This is a genomic window from Nocardiopsis sp. CNT312, assembly GCF_000515115.1.
Lineage (GTDB): Bacteria > Actinomycetota > Actinomycetes > Streptosporangiales > Streptosporangiaceae > Nocardiopsis.
Map to the genome: position 1 here is coordinate 24371 of NZ_AZXF01000016.1, position 23080 is coordinate 47450.

Genomic DNA, 23080 nt, shown 5'->3' on the forward strand with positions numbered 1-23080 from the left:
GGCTCGGTCCGGTGCGGGACGGGCGCGGTCCCGTCCCGCACCGGACCCCCGTCCCCGGCTTTCGTTGAGGCAGAGCACCGTTGAGCGAGCAGTCCCGATCCCCGCACCGTCGGCCCCGGCGGGGCCACCGGCCCGGTAAGGGCGGCGGCAGCGGACCGTCCGGGCAGCCGCCCCGGCCCCGCGACCCGGCGCGCCGCACCGCCTACGACGTGCTGCTCGCCGTCGAGCAGCGCGACGCCTACGCCAACCTGCTGCTGCCCGCCCTGCTCCGGGAGCGGGGGGTCGGCGGACGCGACGCCGCCCTGGCCACCGAGCTGACCTACGGGACGCTGCGCCACCAGGGCACCTACGACGCCGTCCTCCAGAGGTGCGTGGACCGCACGCTGGCGTCGGTGGACCGTGAGGCGCTGCCCGTGCTGCGGCTGGGCGCCCACCAACTGCTGTCCACGAACATCCCCTCCCACGCCGCGGTCAGCGCCACCGTCGACCTGGCCCGGAAAGTGGTCGGCCACCACCGCGCCAGGTTCGTCAACGCCGTCCTGCGCAAGGTGTCGGCGCGCGACCTCCAGGCGTGGATCTCCGTGGTCGCCCCCGACCGGGGCACCGACCCCAGCGGGTACCTGTCGGTGGTGCACAGCCACCCGCGCTGGGTGGTCAAGGCGCTGGCCCGCACCCTGGGGGAGCACTCCTCCACCGGCCTGGTGGAGACCGAGCGGCTGCTGGCCGCCCAGAACGAGCGGCCCAGGGTGACGCTGGTGGCCAAGCCCGGCCGCGCCCGCGCCGCCGACCTGGTCGCGGCCGGTGCCGAACGGGCGCGCTACTCGCCCTACGCCGCCTACCTGGCCGAGGGCGACCCCTCGGCCGTGCGCGAGGTGCGCCAGCACCGGGCGGCCGTGCAGGACGAGGCCAGCCAGATGGTCGCGCTCGCGCTGACCCGGGTGGACGCCCGGGGCCGGGACGCCCTGTGGCTGGACGTGTGCGCCGGTCCGGGGGGCAAGGCCGGGCTGCTGGCCTGCCTGGCCGGGCAGCGCGAGGCGCGCCTGCTGGCGTCGGAGGCCCAGCCGGGCCGCGCCGGGCTGGTGGCCACCGCCGTGCACCGCGCCCCGCGCGACGCCGGGAGGGCGATCGCCGCCGACGGGACCGCGCCCGCGTGGCGGCCGGGGACGTTCGACCGCGTCCTGGTGGACGTGCCCTGCACCGGGCTGGGCGCGCTGCGCCGCCGTCCCGAGGCGCGCTGGCGCCGCACCCCGCAGTCGGTGGAGGAGCTGGTGCCGCTCCAGCGCGACCTGCTCACCAGCGCCGTGGAGTCCGTGCGCCCCGGCGGCGTGGTGGCCTACGTGACGTGCTCGCCGCTGCTGGAGGAGACCGACGCCGTCGTGGGCGAGGTCCTCGACGGGCGCGGGGACCTCACCCTGCTGCGGGCCCCCGACTACCTGGACGAGGTGCCCGGCCTGGCGGCCGGGCCGGAGGGGCGCTACGCCCAGTTCTGGCCGCACCGGCACGGCACCGACGCCATGTTCCTGGCCCTGCTGCGCCGGGACGTCAGGTGAACGGGAGAGCGCGGGTGGAACCGGTGATCCGGCCCATGGCGGAGCGGGACGTGCCCGCCCTGGTCGAGGTGTCGCTGGCCGCCGACGCGCTGTTCGCCGACGCCGGGGTGGTCCTGCCGCCCGACGACCCCCGGCCGATGCTCGCCGGCGCTGAGCGGGTGCTGGTCGCCCTCGACGGCGGCGTCGTGTGCGGCCTCGCCGCGACCGCGGCCGTGGACGGCCGCACCCACCTGGAACAGCTCGCGGTCCACCCCGGCCACGGACGCCGGGGGATCGGTTCGGCCCTGCTGGAGGCGGTGTGCGCCCAGGCGGCGCGGCAGGGGCGCGGCCGGGTCACCCTCACCACCTTCCGCGACCTGGCGTGGAACGGCCCCTGGTACGCGCGGCGCGGCTTCGCGCCGCTGGCGCAGCGGGAGTGGGGGCCGGAGCTGGCTCGGCTGTGGGAGGCCGAGGCACCGATCCGCGTCCGGCCCCGCCTGGCGATGGCCCGTACCGTGAGCGGCTGACCTGGATACGGCTACACTGCGGGCGTGGCAATCCAGATCTCACCCAGCATCCTCAGCGCCGACTTCGCGCACCTCGCCGACGAGGCGGCGGCCGTGTCCCCCGCCGCCGACTGGCTCCACGTCGACGTGATGGACAACCACTTCGTCCCGAACCTGACGCTCGGCCTTCCGGTGGTGGAGTCCCTGCGCAAGGCGACGACCACCCCCCTGGACTGCCACCTGATGATCGAGGACCCCGACCGGTGGGCCCCCGCCTACGCAGAGGCGGGCGCGGGCAGTGTCACCATCCACGCCAAGGCCGCGGGCGCCCCCGTGCGCACCCTGCGGGAGATCCGCCGCCTGGGTGCCCGCGCCGGACTGGCCCTCAACCCCGCGGAGGCGGTCGACCCCTACGCCGACCTCATCGGCGAGATGGACATGCTCCTGCTCATGACCGTCGAACCCGGGTTCGGCGGGCAGAAGTTCCTGGACATGGTCCTGCCCAAGATCCGCCGGGCGCGTGAACTCCTCGACGGCCGCCAGTCCTCCGTGTGGCTCCAGGTCGACGGCGGCGTGAGCGCCGAGACCATCGAACGCGCCGCCGAGGCCGGCGCCGACGTCTTCGTCGCGGGCTCCGCGGTCTACGGCGCGCAGGACCCCGCCTCGGCGGTGGACTCCCTGCGTGCCCTGGCCGCCAAGGCGAGCCCGCTCGCGTAACGATCCAGGCGCGGCCTCGGGTGTGCTCCTGGCCGCACGGGGCCGCCTCCCCTACGGTGGCGGACCGTAGTCGTCGATTCGGCTTGGTCGCGGCTCCGTACCCCCGCGTGGGCACCGAACCAGGGGAGCGGCGCGGTGTGAGTGCGTTGCCAGGCGCGAGCGGGGAGGTTCGCGTTGCACGCTGCCACGGACGCCTTTCGTGAGGCGGAGACCGCGCCCGTCCTGTGGGTACAGGGACTGGGGGACTGGGCGGCCGTCCCCTTCGCCCTCATCACCGAACTGGCGTCGCAGGACGCCGTCGTCCTCGTGCTCGCGCTGGTCTTCTGGTGTGTGCACGCGGGCGCCGGAGCGCGCCTCTTCGTCGCCGTCATCGCCTCCGCCGGTCTGAACTACCTGCTCAAGGCGGTGCTCTACGCGCCGCGCCCCTCCTGGGTCAGCCACCAGGTGGTCGCGCACGCGGCCGAGTCCAGCTTCGCGATGCCCTCCGGCCACGCCCAGAACGCGACCGTCCTGTGGGGCTACCTGGGGGTGCGGTCGGGCCGGCGGCCGTGGCTGTGGGCGGCCGTCGTACTGATCGCCCTGATCTGTGTGTCCCGTGTCTACCTGGGCGTGCACTTCGTCAGCGACGTCCTCGCCGGTCTGCTCGTCGGGGCCGCGCTGCTGTGGGCGGCCCTGCGGTGGGAGGAGAGGGCCGTGCGGTGGTGGCGGGGCCTGCCCACCGCGCGCTGGGCGTCTCTGGCCGTGGCCGTCTCGGTGCTGCCGTGCGTGTTCGCCGCCCTGTGGCAGGCTCTGGTGGGCGGTGGCTGGTCGGCCTCCTCCGACTGGAGGGGGGCCGTGCCCCCGGACCCGGCCGGCGCCACACTCGCCGGGCTCTTCTCCGTGTGCGGTGCGCTGCTCGGCGGCCTGGTCGGGTTCACCCTGCTCGCGGGCCGCGGCTGGTACAGCGCCGAGGGGGCCCTGACCGCCCGCGCGGCCCGGTTCGTGCTCGGCCTCTCCGTGATCGTCCTCGCACCGGTGCTCCAGGAGGTCTTGTTCGGGGACCTGGCGGGGCTGGCCCTGGCGGTGGCGGAGTTCGCCCTCTACGCGCTCGTCGCCCTCTGGGCGTCCTTCGGCGCACCCGAGACGTTCGTGCGCAGCGGCCTCGCACAGCGTTCCAGCGCTGGTCAAGCCTCTGGCATGCGGTGATAGATCTCACCCGGGTGCTCGCTCCGGACGGTGAGCGGGTAGGATCCTGACCGAGACAGCAGTCGAACGTGTGCTCCGGGGTCGGTGAAAGTCCGAACCGGCGGTGACAGTCCGCGACCCGGCCGAATCCATCGGCCGGTTGAACCGGTGGAATTCCGGTACCGACGGTGAGAGTCCGGATGGGAGGCGGCACGCGTTGGGACGGGTCCCGCCCCTTTCCGTGCGCCCTCCGGCGGCCCGGGGCCGAACCCGTACCCGTCGTGGACCAACCGGTCCGCAGCCCCCAGCGCACCCCGGAGCCCCAGGCGAAGGGATGCACAGGGCGTGTTCACCGGAATCGTGGAAGAGCTGGGCGAGGTCGTCTCCCTCCGGCCCGCCACAGGCACAGGCGAGTCCCTCCTACTGACCGTGCGCGGACCCCGCGTGTCCTCCGACGCGGGCCACGGCGACTCCATCGCGGTCAACGGCGTGTGCCTGACCGTCGTCGACCGCGGTGAGGGCACCTTCACCGCCGACGTCATGAAGGAGTCCCTGGACCGCTCCTGTCTGGGCGACCTCGTTCCGGGGTCGCCGGTCAACCTCGAACGCGCCGCCCGCGCCGACAGCCGCCTGGGCGGCCACATCGTCCAGGGCCACGTCGACGGCACGGCGCCCCTGATCTCCCGGAATCCCGGTGACAACTGGGACGTTCTACGCTTCGGCCTGCCCGCGCGGCTCTCCCCGTACCTGGTGGAGAAGGGCTCGGTGACGCTGGACGGCACCAGCCTGACCGTGTCCGCCGTCAGCGCGCCCGGCGCCGCCGAGGAGTACTTCGAGGTCAGCCTCATCCCCGAGACCCTGCGCGCCACCACTCTGGGCGCCCTCGCCGTCGGGGCCGCCGTGAACGTCGAGGCCGACGTCATCGCCAAGTACGTCGAGCGTATCGCGGCCGTCGCCGCCGCCGGACGCGGCTGACCCCGGTGCCACACCACCACCCACCATCCAAGGGAGCGGTCATGACACTCACCGACACCACAGCGGACACGGCCGAGGGCGAGTCGACCGTGGCCCTCGACCCCATCGACGACGCGATCGCCGACTTCGCCGCGGGCCGTGCCGTCGTCGTCGTCGACGACGAGGACCGCGAGAACGAGGGCGACATCATCTTCGCCGCCGAACTCGCCACCCCCCAGCTCCTGGCGTTCACGGTCCGCTACACCTCCGGAGTGGTGTGCGTGCCGATGGAGGGCCCCGACCTGGACCGCCTCGACCTGCCGCTGATGACCGCGCGCAACGAGGAGAGCCTGCGCACCGCCTACACCGTGACCGTCGACGCGCGCGAGGGCGTCACCACGGGCATCTCCGCCGCCGACCGGGCCCGCACCATCCGCCTGCTGGCTGCCGCCGAGAGCCGTCCCGCCGACTTCGTCCGCCCCGGGCACGTCCTGCCGCTGCGCGCCCGACCGGGCGGTGTCCTGGCCCGCCGCGGCCACACCGAGGCCTCCGTGGACCTCGCGCGCCTGGCCGGGCTGCGCCCCGCCGGGGTCCTGGCCGAGGTGGTCAACGACGACGGCACCATGGCGCGCCTGCCGCGCCTGCGCGCGTTCGCCGACGAGCACGGCCTGAAACTGGTGTCGGTCGAGCAGTTGGCCGCCCACCGCCTCGCCCGCGGTGAGGCCCTCACACCGGAACAGCAGGTGCCGCCCCTGGTCACCCGCATGGTGGAGACCCGCCTGCCCAACGAGTACGGTGAGTGGCGGGCGGTCGGCTTCAAGGGCACCGCCGACGGCGCCGAGCACGTCGCCCTCGTCCACGGCGACCTCACCGACGGCGAGGACGTCCTGGTCCGCCTGCACTCGGAGTGTCTCACCGGCGATGCCTTCGGCTCCCACCGCTGCGACTGCGGTGCCCAGCTCGACGCCGCCATGGCCGCCATCGCACACGAGGGGCGCGGGGTCGTGGTCTACCTGGGCGGGCACGAGGGCCGGGGCATCGGGCTGCTGCACAAGCTGCGCGCCTACAGCCTCCAGGACCAGGGGGTGGACACCGTCGACGCCAACCTGCGGCTGGGCCTGCCCGCCGACGCCCGCGAGTTCGGGGCCGGTGCGCGTATCCTCGCCGAACTGGGGGTCGGCTCGGTGCGGCTGCTGTCCAACAACCCCGCCAAGGCCGAGGGGCTGGCCGAGCACGGCCTGCGGGTGTCCGAGCGGGTGGCGATGCCCTCCTTCGTCACCGACGACAACATCGCCTACCTGCGCACCAAGCGCGACCGGATGGGCCACGAGCTGGCCGTGGCCTCCGAGTAGCCCGGAGACCGGGCACCCGCAACCGAACACGATCAGGAGAAGCGCACATGAGCGGTGAAGGTCGCCCCGACGCCCAGGGCCTCGACGCCTCGGGGATGTCGGTGGGCATCGTCGCCACCCGTTGGAACGCCCGTATCGTCGATCCGATGCTCGAACGCGCCACCGCCGTGGTGTCCGCCTCGGGGGCCGCGGCGCACGCCGTGGTCCGGGTGGCCGGGGCGGTGGAGCTCCCCGTGGTCGTCCAGGAACTCGCCCGCTGCCACGACGCGGTCGTCGCCCTGGGCGCGGTGATCCGCGGCGGGACCCCCCACTTCGACTACGTGTGCCAGTCGGTGACCCACGGGCTGACCGAGGTGGCGCTGCGCCAGTCCACCCCCGTGGGCAACGGTGTACTCACCTGTGACACCCTGGAACAGGCGCTCGACCGCGCCGGACTGCCCGACAGCGTCGAGGACAAGGGCGCCGAGGCGGCGTGGGCCGCCCTGGACGCGGCCGTCGTCCTGCGCGGTCTGAGACGCTAGAAGCTCTTTTGGACGCAGTGCCGCGTTGCAGGGGGCGAGGGTGCCCGCGGGGCTGGCGGAGGTTCCCGTCCTCCGGGTGTTCGAGCGGAGGAGGGGCTGCGCCGAAGGCGGCGTTTGAGGGCGGTGGCGGGCTGGCGGGCGAACCGAAGCGCAGCGGAGGTTCAAAGGAAACACAGCCTGGGAACGGTGATCCCCCGCGCGGGGGAGGACTCTGGAGATTCGGTGCGGACGAAGGAACGACCCGTGGACGAGACGGCGGACAGGCCGATGCTGCCCAGGACGTGGCGGCCCCGGGCGGCACGGCTGGTCGCCTACGGGATGGGTCTGCTGGTCGTGGCGACCATGGCGGTGCTCGCGGTAGTCCTGCCGCCCGACTGGCGGCCCTTCGACAGGTTCCTGCTCATCGCCCTGGGGCTGGCGATCGCGGCCGGGCTGCACCTGCTCGGCCGCCCCCGGCTCGTGGCCGACGAGGGCGGCGTGACCGTGGTCAACGGCATCCGCACCCACGTGCTGGCGTGGGAGGAGATCGTCGACGTGCGCATGCCGGTCGGAGAGCCCTGGCCCACGGTGGATTTGTCCGACGGCACCACCCTGGCGGTGATGGGGATCCAGAGCACCGACGGCGACCTGGCCCGCCGCGGCCTGGAGGAGTTCCGGCGGCTGCTGCGCGAACGGGGTGAGGCCGCCGAACCCGGCGGAGCGTAGCCCCGCACGCGGAGACCCGGCCCCCGTTCCCTCCCGAAACGGAGGACTTCTTCCGTTACCTCGCTCACATACGTTGGAAGCGAGGACTCTAGGGGTGGACGCGGAAGGGGTAAACGAGTGCGTGATATTCGTGCGGCGGCGGCAGGTCTCTACGCCTCGGGTGACACGTTCGCCCTGGCCACGGTGATCGACACCGACAAGAGCGCGCCCCGGGGGCCCGGGGCGGCCATGGCCGTGGGCGCCGACGGCGAGGTCGTCGGCAGCATCTCCGGCGGGTGTGTGGAGGGTGCCGTCTACGAGGAGGCGCTGGAGGTCATCCGTACGGGGGTACCGGTGCGCAGGACCTACGGCGTCAGCGACGAGGAGGCGTTCAGCGTCGGACTCACCTGCGGCGGCACCCTGCACGTGTTCGTCGAACCGGTGAGCCGCGCGGGCTTCCCCGAGCTGGGCGAGGTGCTCGGCGCCGTCGAGGAGCACCGGCCGGTCGCCCTCGCCACCGTCGTCTCCGACCCCTCCGGCACAGGCCGCCTGGGGCGCCGCCGCGTGGTGTGGCCCGCCCGGTCCACCGGTGACGCGGGCACGGCCGGGGACCGCCTCACCGATGCCCTCGACGACGACGTGCGCGGCATGCTCGCGCAGGGCAGCACGGGGCTGCTCCGCTACGGCGTGGACGGCCAGCGGCGCGGCGACGCGCTGGAGGTGTTCGTCCAGTCCTTCGCCCCCGCGCCCCGCATGCTGGTCTTCGGTGCCATCGACTTCGCCGCGGCCGTCGCCGACCTGGGCTCCTTCCTCGGCTACCGGGTGACGGTCTGCGACGCCCGGTCCGTGTTCGCCACCCCCAAGCGGTTCCCCGACGCCGACGAGGTGGTCGTGAAGTGGCCGCACGTGTTCCTGGACGAGATCGCCGACGACATCGACGAGCGCACGGCGGTGTGCGTGCTCACGCACGACCCCAAGTTCGACGTGCCCGTCCTCAGGGCCGCGCTCGCCACCCGGGCGGGCTACATCGGGGCGATGGGTTCCCGGCGCACCCACGAGGACCGGTTGGCGCGGCTGCGCGAGTCCGGGGTCGCGGAGGGGGACCTGGCGCGGCTGCACTCGCCGATCGGTCTCGACCTGGGCGCGCGCACCCCCGAGGAGACCGCGGTGTCCATCGCCGCCGAACTCGTACAGAGCCGCTGGGGCGGCAGCGGACGCGCCCTGCGGGAGACGAGCGGGCGGATCCACCTTGACGCGCGGCCCGGGGCCGCACTGCCGGATTCGGTCGCGCCCTCGGGTGAACCGGAACCGGCCCACCGCTGAAACCGCTGTTCGCAGCGGTGCGCCCTGGTGCTCCGGCACACACGTTCGGGCCAAATCCGCCACGCGCCCTGTGGCGCGGGCCCGGGCGTGACATCATCTTGGCATGGCTCATGGGGATACGGGGAACACGGGGCGGCAGTGGAAGGACCCGGTCGCGGGGCTGCTCCTGGCCGCGGGGGGCGGCAGCAGGATCGGGGGACCCAAGGCCGTCATCGAGGTGGGCGGCCGACGCCTGGTCGACCGGGGGGTGAGCACCCTGTCCGGGGGCGGCTGCGATCCGGTCATGGTGGTGCTGGGGGCCGCCGACACACCGGTGCGCGGTGCCCACACGGTGATCAACGGGGACTGGGCCACGGGTATGGGCTCGTCCGTGCGCGCGGGGATCGACGCCCTGCCGGACGCGGTGGACGCTGTCCTGATCGCCCTGGCCGACCAGCCGCTGGTCACCGCCGAGGCGGTGCGGCGGCTGCTGGACGCCCACGCCCAGGGGGCGCGCGCGGCCGTGGCCACCTACGGGGGCAACCCGCGCAACCCGGTGCTGCTGGGCCGGGAGCACTGGTCGGCCGTGTACAACATGGCCGTGCGCGACACGGGCGCGCGGCCGTTCCTGCGCGCCTACTCGCACCTGGTCACCGCGGTGGCCTGCGACGACATCGCCAGCCCGCAGGACATCGACACCGTCGAGGACCTGGAGCGCGTCAGCGGCCTGCTCAAGGGTGCCTGACCCGCTCCGATCCCGTCCCGGAGGACGGCTCGGAGTCAGGCCACGTGGTCCACGAACGCGAGCGGGCCGCGCGGGTCGTCCGCGCCGCCGTCAGTCTCCACCGTGTGTGCTCATCGTTCTCGCCCTTTGGGCCCGTACCGGTGGCATCACACGGGTTCGGCGAGGAGGCCGAAGCGGTACTCCGCCGATGCGCCCGGGGCGAGCACCAGCAGGCCGGTGCCGCTGTTGAGGGCGTCGGGCGGGCAGGTCATCGGTTCGGCGGCCAGCGCGGCGCGCCGCCGCGGCCCCTCCAGGGTGTCGCCGCTGTAGAGCTGGAGCCAGTCCAGGCCGGGGCCCGACCACAGGCACACCCGGTGCTCCGGGCCGCCCACACGCACCCAGGAGCGGCCCTCCGCGTCCCGGTCCAGGGCGGTGAAGGCGGTGTCCAGGACCGTGGAGCCCAGGCTGCGGCCGGGCGGGCGCAGGTCGAGTTCCCCGCCGTCGACCGGCAGCGGAGCGCCCTTGGGGATCATCCCGCCGTCGGTGGGCTGGTGGGTGCCCGCGTCCGCCGACACGGTGAGCTCCCCGCGTTCGGACAGCTCCCACAGAGGGCGGTCCAGGGTGAGGTAGGGGTGGAAGCCCAGCCCGAAGGGGGCGTCCCCCGTACCGGTGTTGCGTACGCCCACGGTGACGTCCAGCCCGTCGGGTCCCAGCCGGTAGGCGGCGGTCAGGTCGAGGGGGAAGGGGTAGCCGGCCGTCCCGCCGAAGGCCAGCCGCAGGACCGCGGCCTCTTCGGAGACCTGTTCGGCGGACCAGTCCAGCGCGTGGACCAGGCCGTGGATGGCGGCGCCGGTGGCCGGGTCGTCGGCCTCCAGGCGGTACTCGGTGCCCTGGAAGGTGTAGCGGGCGGCGGCGGTCCGGTTGGGCCAGGGGGCCAGGAGCTGGCCCTGGAAGGAGTCGGGCCCGGTGTCGGAGGTGTAGGGCCACACCAGGTCCCGGCCCCGCCAGGTGAGTTCCTGCAAGCCCGCCCCGGTCCGGTCCACCCGCGCCCGGTACTCCCCCGAGCGCAGTTCCCACGCCTCTCCCACCCGTCCGCCTTCCCGCGTCTGGTCCCGATCTCCGATGAACCGGGCGATCATAGCGCACACCGGTCAGCCGAGCAGGCCGTCCAGCGGGATGAGCACGCCCGACCCCAGGGCCAGCAGGCCGGTCGACAGCAGCACCACGACCATGGCCAGCGACCCCGCCACGGCCAGCCGGAAGGCGGCCAGGCGGCGGCGCGCCCTGGAGGTGCCGCGCCTGCTCGCGGCGGTCCGGCCCAGCGCCAGCAGCGCCGCGGCCAGCCCCACCGGCAGCCACCAGGTGTCGCCGGCTCCGGCGGGCAGCAGGTCCGTGACAGCGCCGCTGGCTTCCGACAGCCAGCCGAGCACCGCGCCGTTCGCGGCGTCCAGCAGTCCGGTGTAGGCCGAGACCACGAACTCGCTCTCGGGGTAGAAGCCCCCGTCGGGCCGCAGCGCCCGCCCCAGCCCGTCCAGCAGGCCGAGCAGGGCCGCGGGGTAGGCGAAGCGGCGGCACCGGCCCGCGCGCATGGCGCGCTGGATCTGGTTCATGGTCCGGTCGACCCGCCGCTTGGCCCGCTCCTGGTGGCGGCGCGCCCTGTCGGGGTCGGCCTGGGGCTGTGCGGGCCCTCCGTAGGGCGGGTACGGGGTTCCGTGGGGTCCCGGGTACGGGGGCGGGTTCTGCTGCGTGGGCGGGGTCGCGGCCTGGGCGCGGCGCTGCTGTGCCGTCGCCATCCTCGCCCTGGCGCCGTCCCACCGCTCCCGGGCCGAGCCCGCCAGGGCCGCCCACCGGTCCTGGCGCCGGGTGCGGCTGTCGGCGCGCTCGCGGTCGGAGACGATCCCCCCGATCCGCACCGCCTCGGGCAGCATCAGGACTGCGGTGACCAGGGCGGCCGAGGCGGCCGCCGCATCGGTGCCCCTGGCCTCGCGCAGGGCCTGGCGGCGCTGCTCCACCCACCAGGGGGCGTGCGGGGCGGCGCTGCGCTGGGTGGGGTGCCACGACTGTCGGCGCAGCGCCGCGCGCAGCTCCGAGGCGGTCTCGGGCTCCAGTACCAGCGCGGTGGCCCGTGCCCAGGCGGTGTCCACCTCGTGGCGTTCGGGGCGGCGCGGTGCGTCGGGGCCCGCCGCGACCGCGCGGTCGACGCCTTCGGCCACACGGCGCATCACGAGGGGGACCTCGTGCTGCACCCGCTCCAGCACGGCGCAGCGGCCCGACCCTCCGGACCGGCAGGAGGGGTGCGGGCACCAGTGCTGGGCGGCCAGGCCCACCGCGCCGGACTCCACGGCCTCGCGCACCACCCCGTGGCGGCTCGCGTCGCCCGCGGCCAGGGCGGCCAGCCCGTCCGCGCTGATCTCGTGCCCGCGGAAACGGGGCGGCATACCGGGTACGTAGCGGGCGGCCAGCGCGCTGATCGCCAGGTGGGCGCGGTCCGGGTCGGAGCCGATCCCGGTGAGGTGGGCGCGGTCGAAGGTGTAGTCGTTGATCTCGCGGTCCAGCCAACTGCGCAGCTCCATCCAGTGGCTGCACAGCCACATGGCCCCGGTGTCGGAGCGGTCGAGCAGGTCGAAGGCCAGACTGGGCGGGTCCTCGTGGGCGACCCCGGCGAAGACGATCGGGCGGGTGCGGTTCACGGTGCGGATCCGCGGCCGCCCGCCCGACAGCCACTGGACGACCTCGGCGTGGCCCCAGCGGGCGGCGGGCGCGGGGGTGAGCAGACCGCGCACCAGCAGGCGCCAGTGCTCGTCGGCGACGGCGGAGACGTCCACCTCGGTGTTGCGGGCGGTCAGCCAGTTGCCGCCGCGTTCGGGGCGGCGGCCGGTCACCAGCTCGTGCGCCATCACGCCGAGGGACCACCAGGCGGCGGGGGCCTCGCGGCGGCCCTCGATCACCTCGGGCGCCGCGTAGTCCTCGGTGACCGCGACGCCGCCGTAGACACGGCTCATCGTGGCGCGCACGGCGCCGCCGAAGTCGGTGAGGGCGACCACCGGGGGGTCGAGGGAGCGTACCAGCAGGTTCTCGGGCTTGACGTCGGTGTGGTTGTGCTGGAGGTCGTGCTGCCAGTGGTGCAGGCAGTCGGCGACGGCGGAGAGGACGGCCTTCGCGTGGGCGTCGTCCAGCGGCGCCCGGTCGATGACCGCGCGCAGCGACCCGTGGGCGAAGTACTCCTGTGCCTCCCAGGCCAGGTCCTCGCCCCAGGAGCTGGTGGCGGTCCCGTATCCCTGGATGGCGGGTGTGTGGGGCGAGGCGGTCCCGCGTGCCCGCAGCCGGTCCAGGAGTTCGCGGTTGATGTCGTGGCCGGGCCGGTACACCTTCAGGGCCAGTCGCCGTCCGGGCTCGTCGGAGGGCTCGGCGAGGTAGACGACGGCCTCGCCGCCCGACCCCAGGTGTCCGAGGACCTGGTACCGGCGGCGCAGTTCGGCCGGGACCGCGTAGTCCAGGTCGTCGGCGGGGCCGACCACCACGCGGGAGACGAGGTGGCTCAGCCAGCTCAGGATCGGGCCGAACAGGCTCCGCCACCGGGGGGCGGGCCCCCGGGCCGGCTGGCCGGGGTGCGCGGTCGGCGCCGGTCCGGCCGCGGGTTCGGCGACGCGCGTGGGCCCCGCACCCTCGGCCCGTGCGGAGCCGGGGCGCAGGACGCGCGTCACCCAGCGCGTGGCGCCCGCCCGGGGGCCGAGCCGCCTGGTCGGCGCGGCGGGCGGGATCCTGCGGGTGGCGGCGTCGTCTTCACCGGGTCGGGGTGCGGCCATCGGGGTCGGGGCCATCCTTCGCGAGAGGTGGTCAAAGACGTGGGTCCGGGGCGGGAGCTCGGCCCTCCCCGCTGTGTTGGACTCCGTGCGGACCGTCGGAGTTCCCGTCGGGGCACCGAGGGCGCGTCGGTCCGTCTCGCCGGTCAGTGGCCCCGTGGGGTGAGGCCGAGTCTCGCGCAGGCCTCCTCGTACATGCGCACCACCTCGGCGCGGATCTGGGCCCGTTCGGTGAGCGGTGCCGACCAGGGGATGCGCACGGCCCGTTCGGTGCCGTCGACGGTGGCGGCGTAGTCGCCGCCCTCGCCGTCCAGGCCGGTCATCCGGGCGGCGGTGGCCTCGGGGACGTCGCCCAGCGCGCGGCAGATGACGAGGGTGTCCTCGGGGTGGTCGCCGTTCATGTGCGCGGTGACGGCGTCGACGACCGACGGGGAGAAGGGATCGGACGGCACGGAACCTCCCGTGGTCTGGGAACGCGAGCGGGGGAGGGCGCGTGCCCTCCCCCGCCGACGATACCCAGGCGTCCGCGGCCCGGACGACGCTCAGCCCTGGTGGGTGAACTCGGCGTCGATGTCGATGGTGATCCTGTCGCCGACGACCACGCCGCCGCCGTCCATCGGCATCTCGATGTCGACGCCGAACTCCTTGCGGCTGATGGCGGCGGAGGCGGTGAAGCCTGCGCGGAGCAGGCCGTAGGGGTCGATGGTGGACCCGTTGAACTCCAGGGTGAGTTCGACGGGGCGGGTGGTGCCCTTGATCGTCAGGTCGCCCTTGAGGATCCAGTCCTCGCCCGCGGCCTCGGCTCCGGTGGAGCGGAACGAGAACTCGGGGTGCTTCTCGGTGTCGAAGAAGTCGGCGGAGCGGACGTGGGCGTCGCGGTCGGCGTTGTCGGTGTTGAGGGAGGCGGCGTCGACGGTCGCGGTGACCGAGGCCCGGGTGGGGTCCTCGGGCACGGTCAGGGCGGCGTCGAAGGTCTCGAAGCGTCCGCGCACCTTGCTGACCATCATGTGGCGGACGGAGAATCCGACCACCGAGTGGGCGGTGTCGATCTTCCAGGTCCCGGCCTTGAGCTCCTGGGCTGCCATGGCTGTCTCCTCACGGTTGGGCGGGCCCGGCACGGGCCCTTCTGCTTTTCAGGAACAAGGTAGCCAATAAATATCTTCCTAGGAAGGCAATTGGCGTCGTGGCTCCGGTCACACTCCGGGGCGGCGGCGATAGAATGGGCCCATGGGCAGCGGGGTGTGGCTCGACGCCGACGAGCAGCGCGTCTGGCGCGGCTTCCTCAGGGCCAACGCGGCGCTCTACGGCGCGCTGGAGCGGGACCTGCGCTCCCGGTGCGGGATCTCCCTCGTCGAGTACGGCATCCTCGTCCACCTCTCCGAGGCCGACGGGCGCCGCCTGCGCATGCACACCCTGGCCCGGTGCGTCATCGTCTCCAAGAGCCGCCTGTCCCACCAGGTTGCCCGCCTGGAGGCGGCCGGATACGTGCGCCGGATCCACTGCTCCGAGGACCGGCGGGGACTGTGGGCCGTCCTCACCGGTGAGGGCCTGGACCTGCTGGAGCGCGCCGCACCCGGCCACGCCGCCCTGGTGCGCCGCCTGCTGTTCGCCCCGCTGGGCGAGGAGCAGACCTCCCAGCTCGGCGCGATCGTCGACCGTCTCAGCCGGAGCGCCCCCGCGCTGGAGGAGAGGCGGACCGGCTGAGCCCCGGCCACCGCGTCCTGACCGCCGGTAGGGTCGGGGACGTGAGCAGACCATCCATCATCGGAGCCCAGAGGTTCCGCGACGACGACGGCGGCGCCGACCCCGAGGTCCAGGCGCGCCTGCGCGAGCACGCGGCCGGTGAGACCGGCGACCGCCAGGTGCTCTCCGCGCTCGCCCGCTCCCGGGTCCTGGTCCCCGTCGTGGCCGTGGCCACCGAGACCGGGGAGGGCGCCGACGGCCTCACCAAGGACAAGTCCAGCGAGGTCGCCGTCCCCGTCATGACCGGCAGGGACGGCCGCCGCGGCGTGCTCGCCTTCACCTGCGTCGACGCGCTCCGCCGCTGGCGACCGGACGCCCGACCGGTACCGTTCACCACCCAGGAGGCCTGCCGCGCCGCCGTCGACGAGGGCGCCGACGCCCTCGTCCTCGACGTCTCCGGCCCCACCCCCTACACCGTTCAGGGGTCCTTCCTCGGAGTGCTCGCCGAACACGGCCACGTCCCCGAACCCAAGGACGACCCCCAGGTCCTGGCCCTGATCTACCGCGTAACCCACGCCGAGCCCGGGATCGGGCGCGTGCGCGTCCACGACTCCGAGCGGGCCGACCTCGGGATCCGCCTCGAACTCGACGAGCGCGACGACGCCGTGCTGAAGCGGGTCGCCGAGCGGTTGAGGGCCGAACTCGGCCACGTCCTGCCCGGAGACATCGAACTCAGCGCGGTGGTGCGGGCCCGCCCCGACGGGGACTGAGCCGGCGGGGCGGCCCGTCCACAGGCCGTCGCCGCCCCTGTCGCCGGAGCACCTCCGAAGGTAGCTTTCCAGGTATGCCGACCCCCAGCCTCTCCGCAGTCCCGCCCCAGGTCTGGGCGGGCGCCCTCGTCCTGCTCCTCGGAGCGTGCGGGGCGGCCGTCGGCGTGGCCACGGGACGCCTCGTGCCGCTCTTCGTGGCGGTGGACCCCGCCCCCGTCCCCGCCACCGGGACCCGGGAAGCCCCGCCCGGCCCCGAGGAGGACAGCGGGGACAGCGGAGGGCCGCCGCCCCCGCGCTGCCCGCACTGCCGGACGGAACTGCCCTTCGTCCGGGGCCTGCCCGCCGTCGCCGCGCCCGCCTTCCGGCGGCGGGGAGTGTGCCCCCACTGCGCGGTGACCGTCCGCCCCCACGCCGGGGTCGTCGCGGCCACCGCGGTGCTCTTCGCCCTCACCGGCGCCCTGGCCCTCCTGCACGACGACGCCTCGCCGCTGTCCGCCCCGGCCGTGCTCTGGCTGGTGGCGGTCGGTGTCCCGCTCTCCGCCGTCGACCTGCGGGTCATGCGCCTGCCCGACGCCATCGTCGCCCCCGCCTACCCGGTGGCGGCCCTGCTCATCGGCGGGTCCGTCCTCACCGCCCCCGGCGGCCCCGACCTCGCCGCGGCCGGGGACGCGCTGGTGAGCATGGTCCTCATCGCCGTCCTGCTGTGGCTGATGTGGTGGATCCACCCCAGGGGCATGGGGTTCGGCGACGTCAAACTGTCCGGTCTCACCGGCCTGTACGCGGGCTGGGCCGCCGGGCCGCTCGGCGCCCTTGCCTCCGTCTTCTGGGCCTTCACCGCCTTCTGCCTCGTCGCTGTGGCCTTTGTCGCGCTGCGCCGCCGGAGCCGGAGCGACCCCTTCCCCCTGGGGCCGTTCCTGCTGGCAGCCGCCCTGGCCACCGTTCTCGTCGGCGGACCCCTCCTCCCGCAACCGTGAACCCGGGTGCCGCATCCCGCCCGGATCCGTGAAAGGATCGAGGACATGTTGCGCTGGCTGACCGCTGGGGAGTCCCACGGACCGGCACTCGTCGCGATTCTGGAGGGCCTTCCGGCCGGTGTGTCCGTCACCTCTGACGACATCGCCGCCGCACTGCTCCGCCGCCGCGCCGGGTACGGACGTGGTGCCCGGATGAAGTTCGAACAGGACCAGGTCTCCGTCATCGGAGGCCTCAGACACGGCTTGACCCAGGGCGGGCCGGTCGCGATCGAGGTGGGCAACACCGAGTGGCCCAAGTGGGAGAAGGTGATGTCGCCCGACCCCGTCCCCGCCGAGGAACTGGAGGGCATGGCGCGCAACGCACCGCTCACCCGGCCCCGGCCCGGGCACGCCGACCTCGTCGGCATGCAGAAGTACGGCCACGAGGAGTCCCGGCCCATCCTGGAGCGCGCCAGCGCCCGGGAGACGGCCGCCCGCGTCGCGATCGGCGAGGTCGCCCGGCGGTTCTGCCGCCAGGCGCTGGACGTGGAGATCCTCAGCCACGTGGTGTCCATGGGGACGGTCTCGGTGCCCGAGGACGCCGCCGAGCCCCGCCCCGAGAACCTGGCAGCCGTGGACGCCGACCCGGTGCGCTGCTTCGACCCCCAGACCAGCGCCCGCATGGTCGAGGAGGTCGACGACACCAAGAAGTCCGGCGACACCCTCGGTGGGGTGGTGGAGGTCCTGGCCTACGGCCTGCCCCCCGGCCTGGGCAGCCACGTGCACTGGGACCGCCGCCTCGACGCCCGCCTGGCCGGCGCCCTCATGGGCATCCAGGCCATCAAGGGCGTGGAGGTCGGGGACGGCTTCCGCACGGCCGCGCGCCGCGGATCGGCCGCACACGACGAGATCGAGCCCGGCCCCGACGGCGTGCGGCGCCGCACCAACCGCGCCGGCGGCGTCGAGGGCGGGATGAGCACCGGCGGTCCGCTGCGGGTGCGCGCGGCGATGAAGCCCATCGCCACCGTCCCCAACGCGCTCGACACCATCGACATCGGGACCGGCGAGCCCACCCGGGCCGACCACCAGCGCAGCGACGTCACGGCGGTCCCGGCGGCCGGGGTGGTCGCCGAGGCCATGGTCGCCCTGGTCCTGGCCGAGGCCGCGGTGGAGAAGTTCGGCGGCGACTCGGTGGCCGAGACGGCGCGCAACCTCAAGGGCTACATGGACTCGCTCACCGTCAGGTGAGCCCGGCCCGCGGTGGGGCGGGCACAGGACGAGCAGGCACGAACGAACGACGGCGGCCCCGCTGTGGCGGGGCCGCGGCGAGGCTGGGTAGGAAAGCGTGGCCAAAGCGATCGCGGTGCTCATCGGATCACCCGGATCGGGCAAGTCCACCGTGGGCCGGGCGCTCGCGGAGCGCCTGGGTGTCGAGCTGCTGTGCACCGACACCGAGGTCGAGGAACTCGCGGGCAAGCCCATCGGCGACATCTTCGTCCAGGACGGGGAGGAGCACTTCCGCGCCCTGGAACGCAGGGTCGTCGCCGAGGGGCTGCGCGCGTGGGAGGGCGTGATCGCCGTCGGCGGCGGCGCCGTGCTGAACGAGGCCACCCGGGCCGACCTTGCCGACCACCACGTGGTCTACCTCCAGGTGGAGTTCGGTGAGGCCGCCAAGCGCGTCGGCATGGACGTCGCCCGCCCCCTGCTGGCGGGCAACCCCCGCACCAGGCTCAGGAAGCTCCTCAACGAGCGCCTTCCCGTCTACGAGGGCCTGGCCACGGTCACCGTGCCCACCACCGGCCTGCACCCGGAGGAGATCGTCGACACGATCGTGGAGGGGTTGGGCGCCGCGCGCGGACCCGACACAGACCGGTACTGATCAAGGAGTGAGAGTGAGCGCGACCCGCATCGGCGTGGGGGATTCCAGCGGCCGCTACGAGGTGGTCGTGGGCAGCGGGGTCCTCGCCGAACTGCCCGCACTGGTCGGACCGGCGGCCCGCCAGGTCGCCGTCGTCCACCCCGAGGGCCTCGGCGAGATCGCCCGGCCGGTCACGGGGGCGCTGGAGCGGGCCGGGTACACGGTCCGCCCCATGCCCGTGCCCGACGGCGAGGCCGCCAAGACCTCGGCGGTGGCCGCCGACCTGTGGTCCCGCCTGGGCGGGCACGGCTTCACCCGAAGCGACGCGATCGTCGGCGTGGGCGGCGGTGCCGCGACCGACCTGTCCGGGTTCGTCGCGGCCAGTTGGCTGCGCGGTGTGCGCTCGGTCCTGGTGCCCACCACGCTTCTGGGCATGGTCGACGCCGCCGTGGGCGGCAAGACCGGCATCAACACCCCCGAGGGCAAGAACCTCGTGGGTGCCTTCCACCCCCCGGCCGGGGTGCTCTGCGACCTCGCCACCCTGCCGAGCCTGCCCGGGGCCGACTACATCGGCGGCCTCGCCGAGGTGGTCAAGGCCGGCTTCATCGCCGACCCGGTGATCTGCGACCTGGTCGAGGACGACCCCGAGGGCGCGGCCCGCCCCGAGGGAAAGCACACCCGTGAGCTCATCGAGCGCGCCATCCGGGTCAAGGCCGATGTCGTCTCCGGCGACCTGCGCGAGAGCGGTCGCCGCGAGATCCTCAACTACGGCCACACCCTCGGACACGCGATCGAGCGCGCCGAGAACTACACCTTCCGGCACGGCTACGCGGTCTCCATCGGCATGGTCTTCGCCGCGGAACTCGCTCGCCTCGACGGCCGGATCGATGCCGACCTGGTCGAACGCCACCGGCGGCTGCTGTCCTCGGTGGGCCTGCCCGTCTCCTACGCACCCGAGTCCTGGCCCGAGCTGCGCGCGGCGATGAGCGTCGACAAGAAGGCCCGCGGCGCCACCCTGCGCTTCGTGGTCCTGGACGGCCCGGCCGCACCCGCCATCCTCAGCGGTCCGGCGCCCGAACTGCTGGAGGCTGCCTACCGTGCGGTCACGGGCGACGCCCCGGCCCCGCAGAGCCACTAGACTGCCACGTAGGGGGCGGCTCCGGACGACGGCGCGATCGGTACCCGCCAGAGCACGCACCCCGCATCCCGACGAGCGATCGGGGCGCCCGCGCGCTCCGGTCCCCGACGTGCATACCCCTTGGAGAGACGACCGACGTGGCCACGACGAACGACATCAAGAACGGCAAGACCCTGCGAATCGACGGCGTTCTGTGGAACGTCCTGGAGTTCCAGCACGTCAAGCCGGGCAAGGGCGGCGCGTTCGTCCGCACCAAGCTGAAGAACGTCCTCACGGGCAAGATCGTCGACAGGACGTTCAACGCCGGTGCCAAGATCGAGTTCGCCGATGTCGACCGCCGGGACATGGAGTACCTGTACAACGACGGTGAGTCCTTCATCTTCATGGACGGCGACACCTTCGACCAGATCCCGGTCGAGGCGGCCGTCGTCGGCGACAACGCCAACTTCCTGCTGGAGAACACCAAGGTGACGGTGGCCACCCACGAGGGCAACCCGCTCTACATCGAGCTGCCCGCCGCCGTCGAGCTGGAGATCACCCACACCGACCCGGGCGTCCAGGGCGACCGCTCCACCGGCGGCACCAAGCCCGCCGAGGTCCAGACCGGTGCCACCATCCAGGTGCCCCTGTTCATCACCACCGGCGAGCGCGTCAAGGTCGACACCCGCTCGGGCGACTACCTGGGCCGAGCGAACTGATGAGCGGGGCACGGCGCAAGGCACGGCGGCGCGCGGTCGAGGTCCTCTACGAGGCCGAGGTGCGCGGCATCCCGGTGGACGAGGTCATCGAGCGCCGCCTCGCCCAGCCCGAGCCGCCGATCAACGAGTTCACCGAGCACTTGGCACGGTCGATCGATGATCGGCGCGCGCGGATCGACGAACTCCTCGACGACTACGCCATCGGCTGGACCCTGGAGCGCATGCCCGTCGTCGACCGCAACATCCTGCGGATGGGCGCCTACGAGCTGCTGTGGGCGAGCGACATCCCCGACGGTGTGGCGATCGCCGAGGCGGTCGGTGTGGCCAAGGAGCTGTCCACCGACGAGTCACCCAATTTCGTCAGCGGACTTCTGTCACGCTTGATGGAGAACAAGGCGACGCTCGCCCTCTGACCCGGGGCGCGTCGGCGACGGCGACCACGAGGGGACACAGGTGACTGACGCGACCAGCGCGAGCACGACCGGCGGCTCGGCGGGCGGTGCGACCGGCCCGGGGCGGGCGGCCAACGCCGCACGGACGGCGGTCGTGTGGGACGCGCTAGAGGGCTTGCTGACCCGCCTCGGTGCGGGGGCCGATCCGCTCCACATCGTCGACGTGGGGGGCGGGACCGGCGGTGCGGCCGTACCGCTGGCCGAACTCGGCCACCGGGTGACCGTGGTCGAGCCCAGCCCCGACTCCCTGGCGGCCATGGAGCGCCGGGCGGCCGAACAGGGCGTCACGGTGCGCGGTGTCCAGGGCGAGACGGGGGACCTGGCCTCGCTCTTCCCCGCAGGCAGCGCCGACCTGGTTCTGCTGCACAATGTGCTGGAGTACGTGGACGTTCCGACCTCGGCGCTGCGCGACGTGGCCGGCCTCATCCGCCCCGGCGGCGCGGTCAGCGTGCTGGCCGCCAACACGGTGGCCGGAGCGCTGCACCGGGCGCTGTCCGGGCACATTCCCGAGGCTGCGCGCCTGCTCTCCGACCCCGAGGGGCGCTGGGGCGACAAGGACCCGATGCCGCGCCGCTTCACCCGCCACCAGCTCCTGGAGGTGGTCGCCGAGGCCGGACTAACGGCGGAGAGCGTGCGCGGGGTCCGGGTGTTCGCCGACCTCCTGCCCGGGCACGCCTGGGAGGGCGACGCGCACGCCGGACAGCACCTGGTGGAGCTGGAGAAGGCCGCCGCCGAGCACCCGGAGCTGGTCGGGATCGCCACACAGCTCCACGTGGTCGCCCAGCGGCCGTGAGCCCCGCCTCCGCACCGGTCGAGCCGGGCCGAACAGGGGGTCCGGGGCCATGAGCCGACGCCAGCTCGAACGCGGTGCCGCGCTGCGCGGCATGGTCTCCTCCGGCGGCATCGCCGCGCTGGGGGAGGAGTTCCCCGGGGACGGGAGCGGCCCGGACGCCGGATGCGACATCCTGCACCTGGACATGGACGCCTTCTTCGCCAGTGTCGAGAGGCTGCGCGACCCGGGCACGCGGGGGCGTCCCCTCATCGTCGGCGGGACCGGTCCGCGCGGTGTGGTCTCCTCGGCTGACTACCTCGCCCGTGCACGCGGCGTCCACTCGGCGATGCCCATGGCGCGGGCGCTGCGCCTGTGCCCGGAAGCGGTGGTCCGCCCACCCGACGGCGCCGCCTACCGGGAGGTCTCCGAGTCCGTCATGGAACTCCTGCGGTCCGTGACGCCGCTGGTGCAGCAACTCTCCCTCGACGAGGCCTTCCTGGACGTGTCCGGGGCCCGCAGGAGGCTGGGAGGCCCGGTGCGCATCGCGGCGATGATCCGGCGCAGGGTGCGCGACGAACAGCGGCTCACCTGCTCGGTGGGGGTGGCCGCGACCAGGTTCGTCGCCAAGCTCGGCTCCACACACTGCAAACCGGACGGCCTCCTGCTGGTGCCCACCGAGCACGTCCCCTCGTTCCTGGCCCCCCTTCCCGTGGGTGCCCTGCCGGGCGTGGGCGACAAGACCGAGCGCACGCTCGCGCGGCTGGGGCTGCGCACGGTCGGCGTGCTGGCCCGCGCCGATCCCGAACTGCTGCGGGGGGAGCTGGGGGACAGGGCCGGCACCAGGCTGTCGGAGCTGGCACGGGGGGTGGACCGGACCCCCGTGGTACCGGGGGCACCGGACAAGAGCGTCGGGGCGGAGGAGACCTTTGACACGGACGTGGGCGACCCGGAGGTGATCCACCGCGAGCTGCTGCGGCTGTCGGAGAGGGTCGGCAGGCGCCTGAGGTCCTCGGGGCAGGTGGGGCGCACGGTTAGCGTGAAACTGCGCAGGGCCGACTTCTCCACCATCACGCGGTCGCGCACGCTCCCCGAGCACACCGACGTGGGTCGGGAGATCAGCGCCGTGGCGCGTGAGCTCTACGAGTCTGCCGGGCTCGGGCGGGACCGCCTGCGGCTGGTCGGCGTGCGGGTCGAGGGGGTCGTCTCCGAGGAACGGGCGCCCCGCCAGTTGGTGTTGGGAGAAGAGGGCACGGGGTGGCGTGAGGTGGAGCGTGCGGTGGATCGTGTGGCGGCGCGTTTCGGGCCGGGGGCGGTACAGTCGGCGGCATTGGCCAAGCGTGACGAAAACGACGTATGATGCGGCAACTTCCTGGTGGTCCTGAGCGTTCTCAGGAAGAGGACCGGAGTCGGGCGGGGCGAGAGAGGCATGTAAGCCGGTGTTTCCGATACAGGGTGTGGGTACCGTGCCCCATGTGGGCCAGGTGAGCACACAGCTTTTCT

24 protein-coding genes and 1 riboswitch are annotated in these 23080 nt (G+C 74.0%); of the genes, 20 read left to right on the forward strand and 4 right to left on the reverse strand.

Going from position 1 to position 23080, the window contains the following annotated elements:
- Positions 1–80 precede the first annotated feature (80 nt).
- From B042_RS0107210 to B042_RS0107255, 10 genes are all read left to right on the forward strand, one after another.
- Entirely contained in the window at positions 81–1550 is a 1470-nt protein-coding gene (locus B042_RS0107210) for an RsmB/NOP family class I SAM-dependent RNA methyltransferase (RefSeq protein WP_028647721.1), read from the forward strand.
- Positions 1551–1585: 35 nt separating this feature from the next.
- Entirely contained in the window at positions 1586–2056 is a 471-nt protein-coding gene (locus tag B042_RS0107215) for a GNAT family N-acetyltransferase (RefSeq protein ID WP_036554258.1), read from the forward strand.
- Positions 2057–2080: 24 nt separating this feature from the next.
- The gene (gene rpe / locus B042_RS0107220) at positions 2081–2752 is read left to right on the forward strand and encodes a ribulose-phosphate 3-epimerase (protein WP_028647723.1); all 672 of its coding nucleotides are present in this window, start codon (positions 2081–2083) and stop codon (positions 2750–2752) included.
- A 174-nt stretch (positions 2753–2926) separates the two neighbouring features.
- Positions 2927–3937: a phosphatase PAP2 family protein gene (locus B042_RS0107225; RefSeq protein WP_028647724.1), complete on the forward strand. Its 1011-nt coding sequence runs from the start codon at positions 2927–2929 to the stop codon at positions 3935–3937.
- A 66-nt stretch (positions 3938–4003) separates the two neighbouring features.
- Positions 4004–4132, forward strand: a riboswitch (FMN riboswitch).
- Positions 4133–4261: 129 nt separating this feature from the next.
- Positions 4262–4891, forward strand: a complete 630-nt coding sequence (locus B042_RS0107230) for a riboflavin synthase (protein ID WP_028647725.1) — start codon at positions 4262–4264, stop codon at positions 4889–4891.
- A gap of 41 nt (positions 4892–4932) precedes the next feature.
- The gene (locus B042_RS0107235) at positions 4933–6222 is read left to right on the forward strand and encodes a bifunctional 3,4-dihydroxy-2-butanone-4-phosphate synthase/GTP cyclohydrolase II (protein WP_028647726.1); all 1290 of its coding nucleotides are present in this window, start codon (positions 4933–4935) and stop codon (positions 6220–6222) included.
- Positions 6223–6269: 47 nt separating this feature from the next.
- Positions 6270–6743: a 6,7-dimethyl-8-ribityllumazine synthase gene (gene ribH / locus B042_RS0107240; protein ID WP_028647727.1), complete on the forward strand. Its 474-nt coding sequence runs from the start codon at positions 6270–6272 to the stop codon at positions 6741–6743.
- Positions 6744–6986: 243 nt separating this feature from the next.
- Positions 6987–7448, forward strand: a complete 462-nt coding sequence (locus tag B042_RS0107245) for a PH domain-containing protein (RefSeq protein WP_028647728.1) — start codon at positions 6987–6989, stop codon at positions 7446–7448.
- A 117-nt stretch (positions 7449–7565) separates the two neighbouring features.
- Positions 7566–8750 (forward strand): XdhC family protein, encoded by a 1185-nt coding sequence (locus tag B042_RS0107250; protein ID WP_028647729.1) that lies wholly within the window; start codon positions 7566–7568, stop codon positions 8748–8750.
- Positions 8751–8853: 103 nt separating this feature from the next.
- Positions 8854–9474: an NTP transferase domain-containing protein gene (locus B042_RS0107255; RefSeq protein WP_051415526.1), complete on the forward strand. Its 621-nt coding sequence runs from the start codon at positions 8854–8856 to the stop codon at positions 9472–9474.
- A gap of 146 nt (positions 9475–9620) precedes the next feature.
- On the opposite strand, the gene B042_RS0107260 is transcribed toward B042_RS0107255, so the two are convergent.
- From B042_RS0107260 to B042_RS0107275, 4 genes are all read right to left on the reverse strand, one after another.
- Positions 9621–10592 carry an aldose 1-epimerase family protein gene (locus B042_RS0107260; protein WP_051415527.1) on the reverse strand — a complete coding sequence of 324 codons (972 nt, stop codon included), beginning with the start codon at positions 10590–10592 and terminating at the stop codon, positions 9621–9623.
- A gap of 12 nt (positions 10593–10604) precedes the next feature.
- A complete protein-coding gene (locus B042_RS0107265) occupies positions 10605–13259 on the reverse strand; it encodes a serine/threonine protein kinase (RefSeq protein ID WP_028647732.1) in 2655 nt (884 codons plus the stop codon).
- 143 nt (positions 13260–13402) lie between these two features.
- Positions 13403–13708, reverse strand: a complete 306-nt coding sequence (locus tag B042_RS0107270) for a DUF2470 domain-containing protein (protein WP_028647733.1) — start codon at positions 13706–13708, stop codon at positions 13403–13405.
- Positions 13709–13798: 90 nt separating this feature from the next.
- Positions 13799–14341: a YceI family protein gene (locus tag B042_RS0107275; protein ID WP_028647734.1), complete on the reverse strand. Its 543-nt coding sequence runs from the start codon at positions 14339–14341 to the stop codon at positions 13799–13801.
- 142 nt (positions 14342–14483) lie between these two features.
- On the opposite strand from B042_RS0107275, the gene B042_RS22245 reads away from it, so the two are divergent.
- The 10 genes from B042_RS22245 to dinB all read left to right on the forward strand — a co-directional run bounded on the left by B042_RS22245 (position 14484) and on the right by dinB (position 22937).
- Positions 14484–14960: a MarR family winged helix-turn-helix transcriptional regulator gene (locus B042_RS22245; RefSeq protein ID WP_036554247.1), complete on the forward strand. Its 477-nt coding sequence runs from the start codon at positions 14484–14486 to the stop codon at positions 14958–14960.
- A gap of 41 nt (positions 14961–15001) precedes the next feature.
- Positions 15002–15709: an SseB family protein gene (locus B042_RS0107285; RefSeq protein WP_028647735.1), complete on the forward strand. Its 708-nt coding sequence runs from the start codon at positions 15002–15004 to the stop codon at positions 15707–15709.
- Positions 15710–15783: 74 nt separating this feature from the next.
- Positions 15784–16683: an A24 family peptidase gene (locus B042_RS0107290; protein WP_028647736.1), complete on the forward strand. Its 900-nt coding sequence runs from the start codon at positions 15784–15786 to the stop codon at positions 16681–16683.
- A 45-nt stretch (positions 16684–16728) separates the two neighbouring features.
- Entirely contained in the window at positions 16729–17910 is a 1182-nt protein-coding gene (gene aroC / locus B042_RS0107295; protein WP_028647737.1) for a chorismate synthase, read from the forward strand.
- A gap of 115 nt (positions 17911–18025) precedes the next feature.
- Positions 18026–18541 carry a shikimate kinase gene (locus tag B042_RS22250; protein WP_051415532.1) on the forward strand — a complete coding sequence of 172 codons (516 nt, stop codon included), beginning with the start codon at positions 18026–18028 and terminating at the stop codon, positions 18539–18541.
- A gap of 13 nt (positions 18542–18554) precedes the next feature.
- On the forward strand, positions 18555–19658 hold the full coding sequence (gene aroB / locus B042_RS0107305; RefSeq protein ID WP_028647738.1) for a 3-dehydroquinate synthase: 1104 nt from the start codon (positions 18555–18557) through the stop codon (positions 19656–19658).
- 137 nt (positions 19659–19795) lie between these two features.
- A complete protein-coding gene (efp, locus tag B042_RS0107310; protein ID WP_028647739.1) occupies positions 19796–20356 on the forward strand; it encodes an elongation factor P in 561 nt (186 codons plus the stop codon).
- Positions 20356–20769: a transcription antitermination factor NusB gene (gene nusB / locus B042_RS0107315; protein ID WP_028647740.1), complete on the forward strand. Its 414-nt coding sequence runs from the start codon at positions 20356–20358 to the stop codon at positions 20767–20769. The genes efp and nusB overlap by 1 nt, the downstream gene beginning before the upstream one ends.
- A 40-nt stretch (positions 20770–20809) precedes the next feature.
- Positions 20810–21601: a methyltransferase domain-containing protein gene (locus tag B042_RS0107320; protein WP_028647741.1), complete on the forward strand. Its 792-nt coding sequence runs from the start codon at positions 20810–20812 to the stop codon at positions 21599–21601.
- Positions 21602–21650: 49 nt separating this feature from the next.
- Positions 21651–22937, forward strand: a complete 1287-nt coding sequence (dinB, locus tag B042_RS0107325; RefSeq protein WP_197024195.1) for a DNA polymerase IV — start codon at positions 21651–21653, stop codon at positions 22935–22937.
- Positions 22938–23080 lie beyond the last annotated feature (143 nt).

Excerpts from the sequence above, each read along its gene's own strand:
- B042_RS0107215 (WP_036554258.1), top strand. The coding sequence starts at position 1,586 with ATGGCGGAGCGGGACGTGCCCGCCCTGGTCGAGGTGTCGCTGGCCGCC.
- B042_RS0107235 (WP_028647726.1), top strand. The coding sequence starts at position 4,933 with ATGACACTCACCGACACCACAGCGGACACGGCCGAGGGCGAGTCGACC.
- ribH (WP_028647727.1), top strand. The coding sequence starts at position 6,270 with ATGAGCGGTGAAGGTCGCCCCGACGCCCAGGGCCTCGACGCCTCGGGG.
- B042_RS0107255 (WP_051415526.1), top strand. The coding sequence starts at position 8,854 with ATGGCTCATGGGGATACGGGGAACACGGGGCGGCAGTGGAAGGACCCG.
- B042_RS0107260 (WP_051415527.1), bottom strand. The coding sequence starts at position 10,592 with ATGATCGCCCGGTTCATCGGAGATCGGGACCAGACGCGGGAAGGCGGA.
- B042_RS0107265 (WP_028647732.1), bottom strand. The coding sequence starts at position 13,259 with ATGGCCGCACCCCGACCCGGTGAAGACGACGCCGCCACCCGCAGGATC.
- B042_RS0107275 (WP_028647734.1), bottom strand. The coding sequence starts at position 14,341 with ATGGCAGCCCAGGAGCTCAAGGCCGGGACCTGGAAGATCGACACCGCC.
- B042_RS22245 (WP_036554247.1), top strand. The coding sequence starts at position 14,484 with ATGGGCAGCGGGGTGTGGCTCGACGCCGACGAGCAGCGCGTCTGGCGC.
- B042_RS0107290 (WP_028647736.1), top strand. The coding sequence starts at position 15,784 with ATGCCGACCCCCAGCCTCTCCGCAGTCCCGCCCCAGGTCTGGGCGGGC.
- aroC (WP_028647737.1), top strand. The coding sequence starts at position 16,729 with ATGTTGCGCTGGCTGACCGCTGGGGAGTCCCACGGACCGGCACTCGTC.
- nusB (WP_028647740.1), top strand. The coding sequence starts at position 20,356 with ATGAGCGGGGCACGGCGCAAGGCACGGCGGCGCGCGGTCGAGGTCCTC.
- dinB (WP_197024195.1), top strand. The coding sequence starts at position 21,651 with ATGAGCCGACGCCAGCTCGAACGCGGTGCCGCGCTGCGCGGCATGGTC.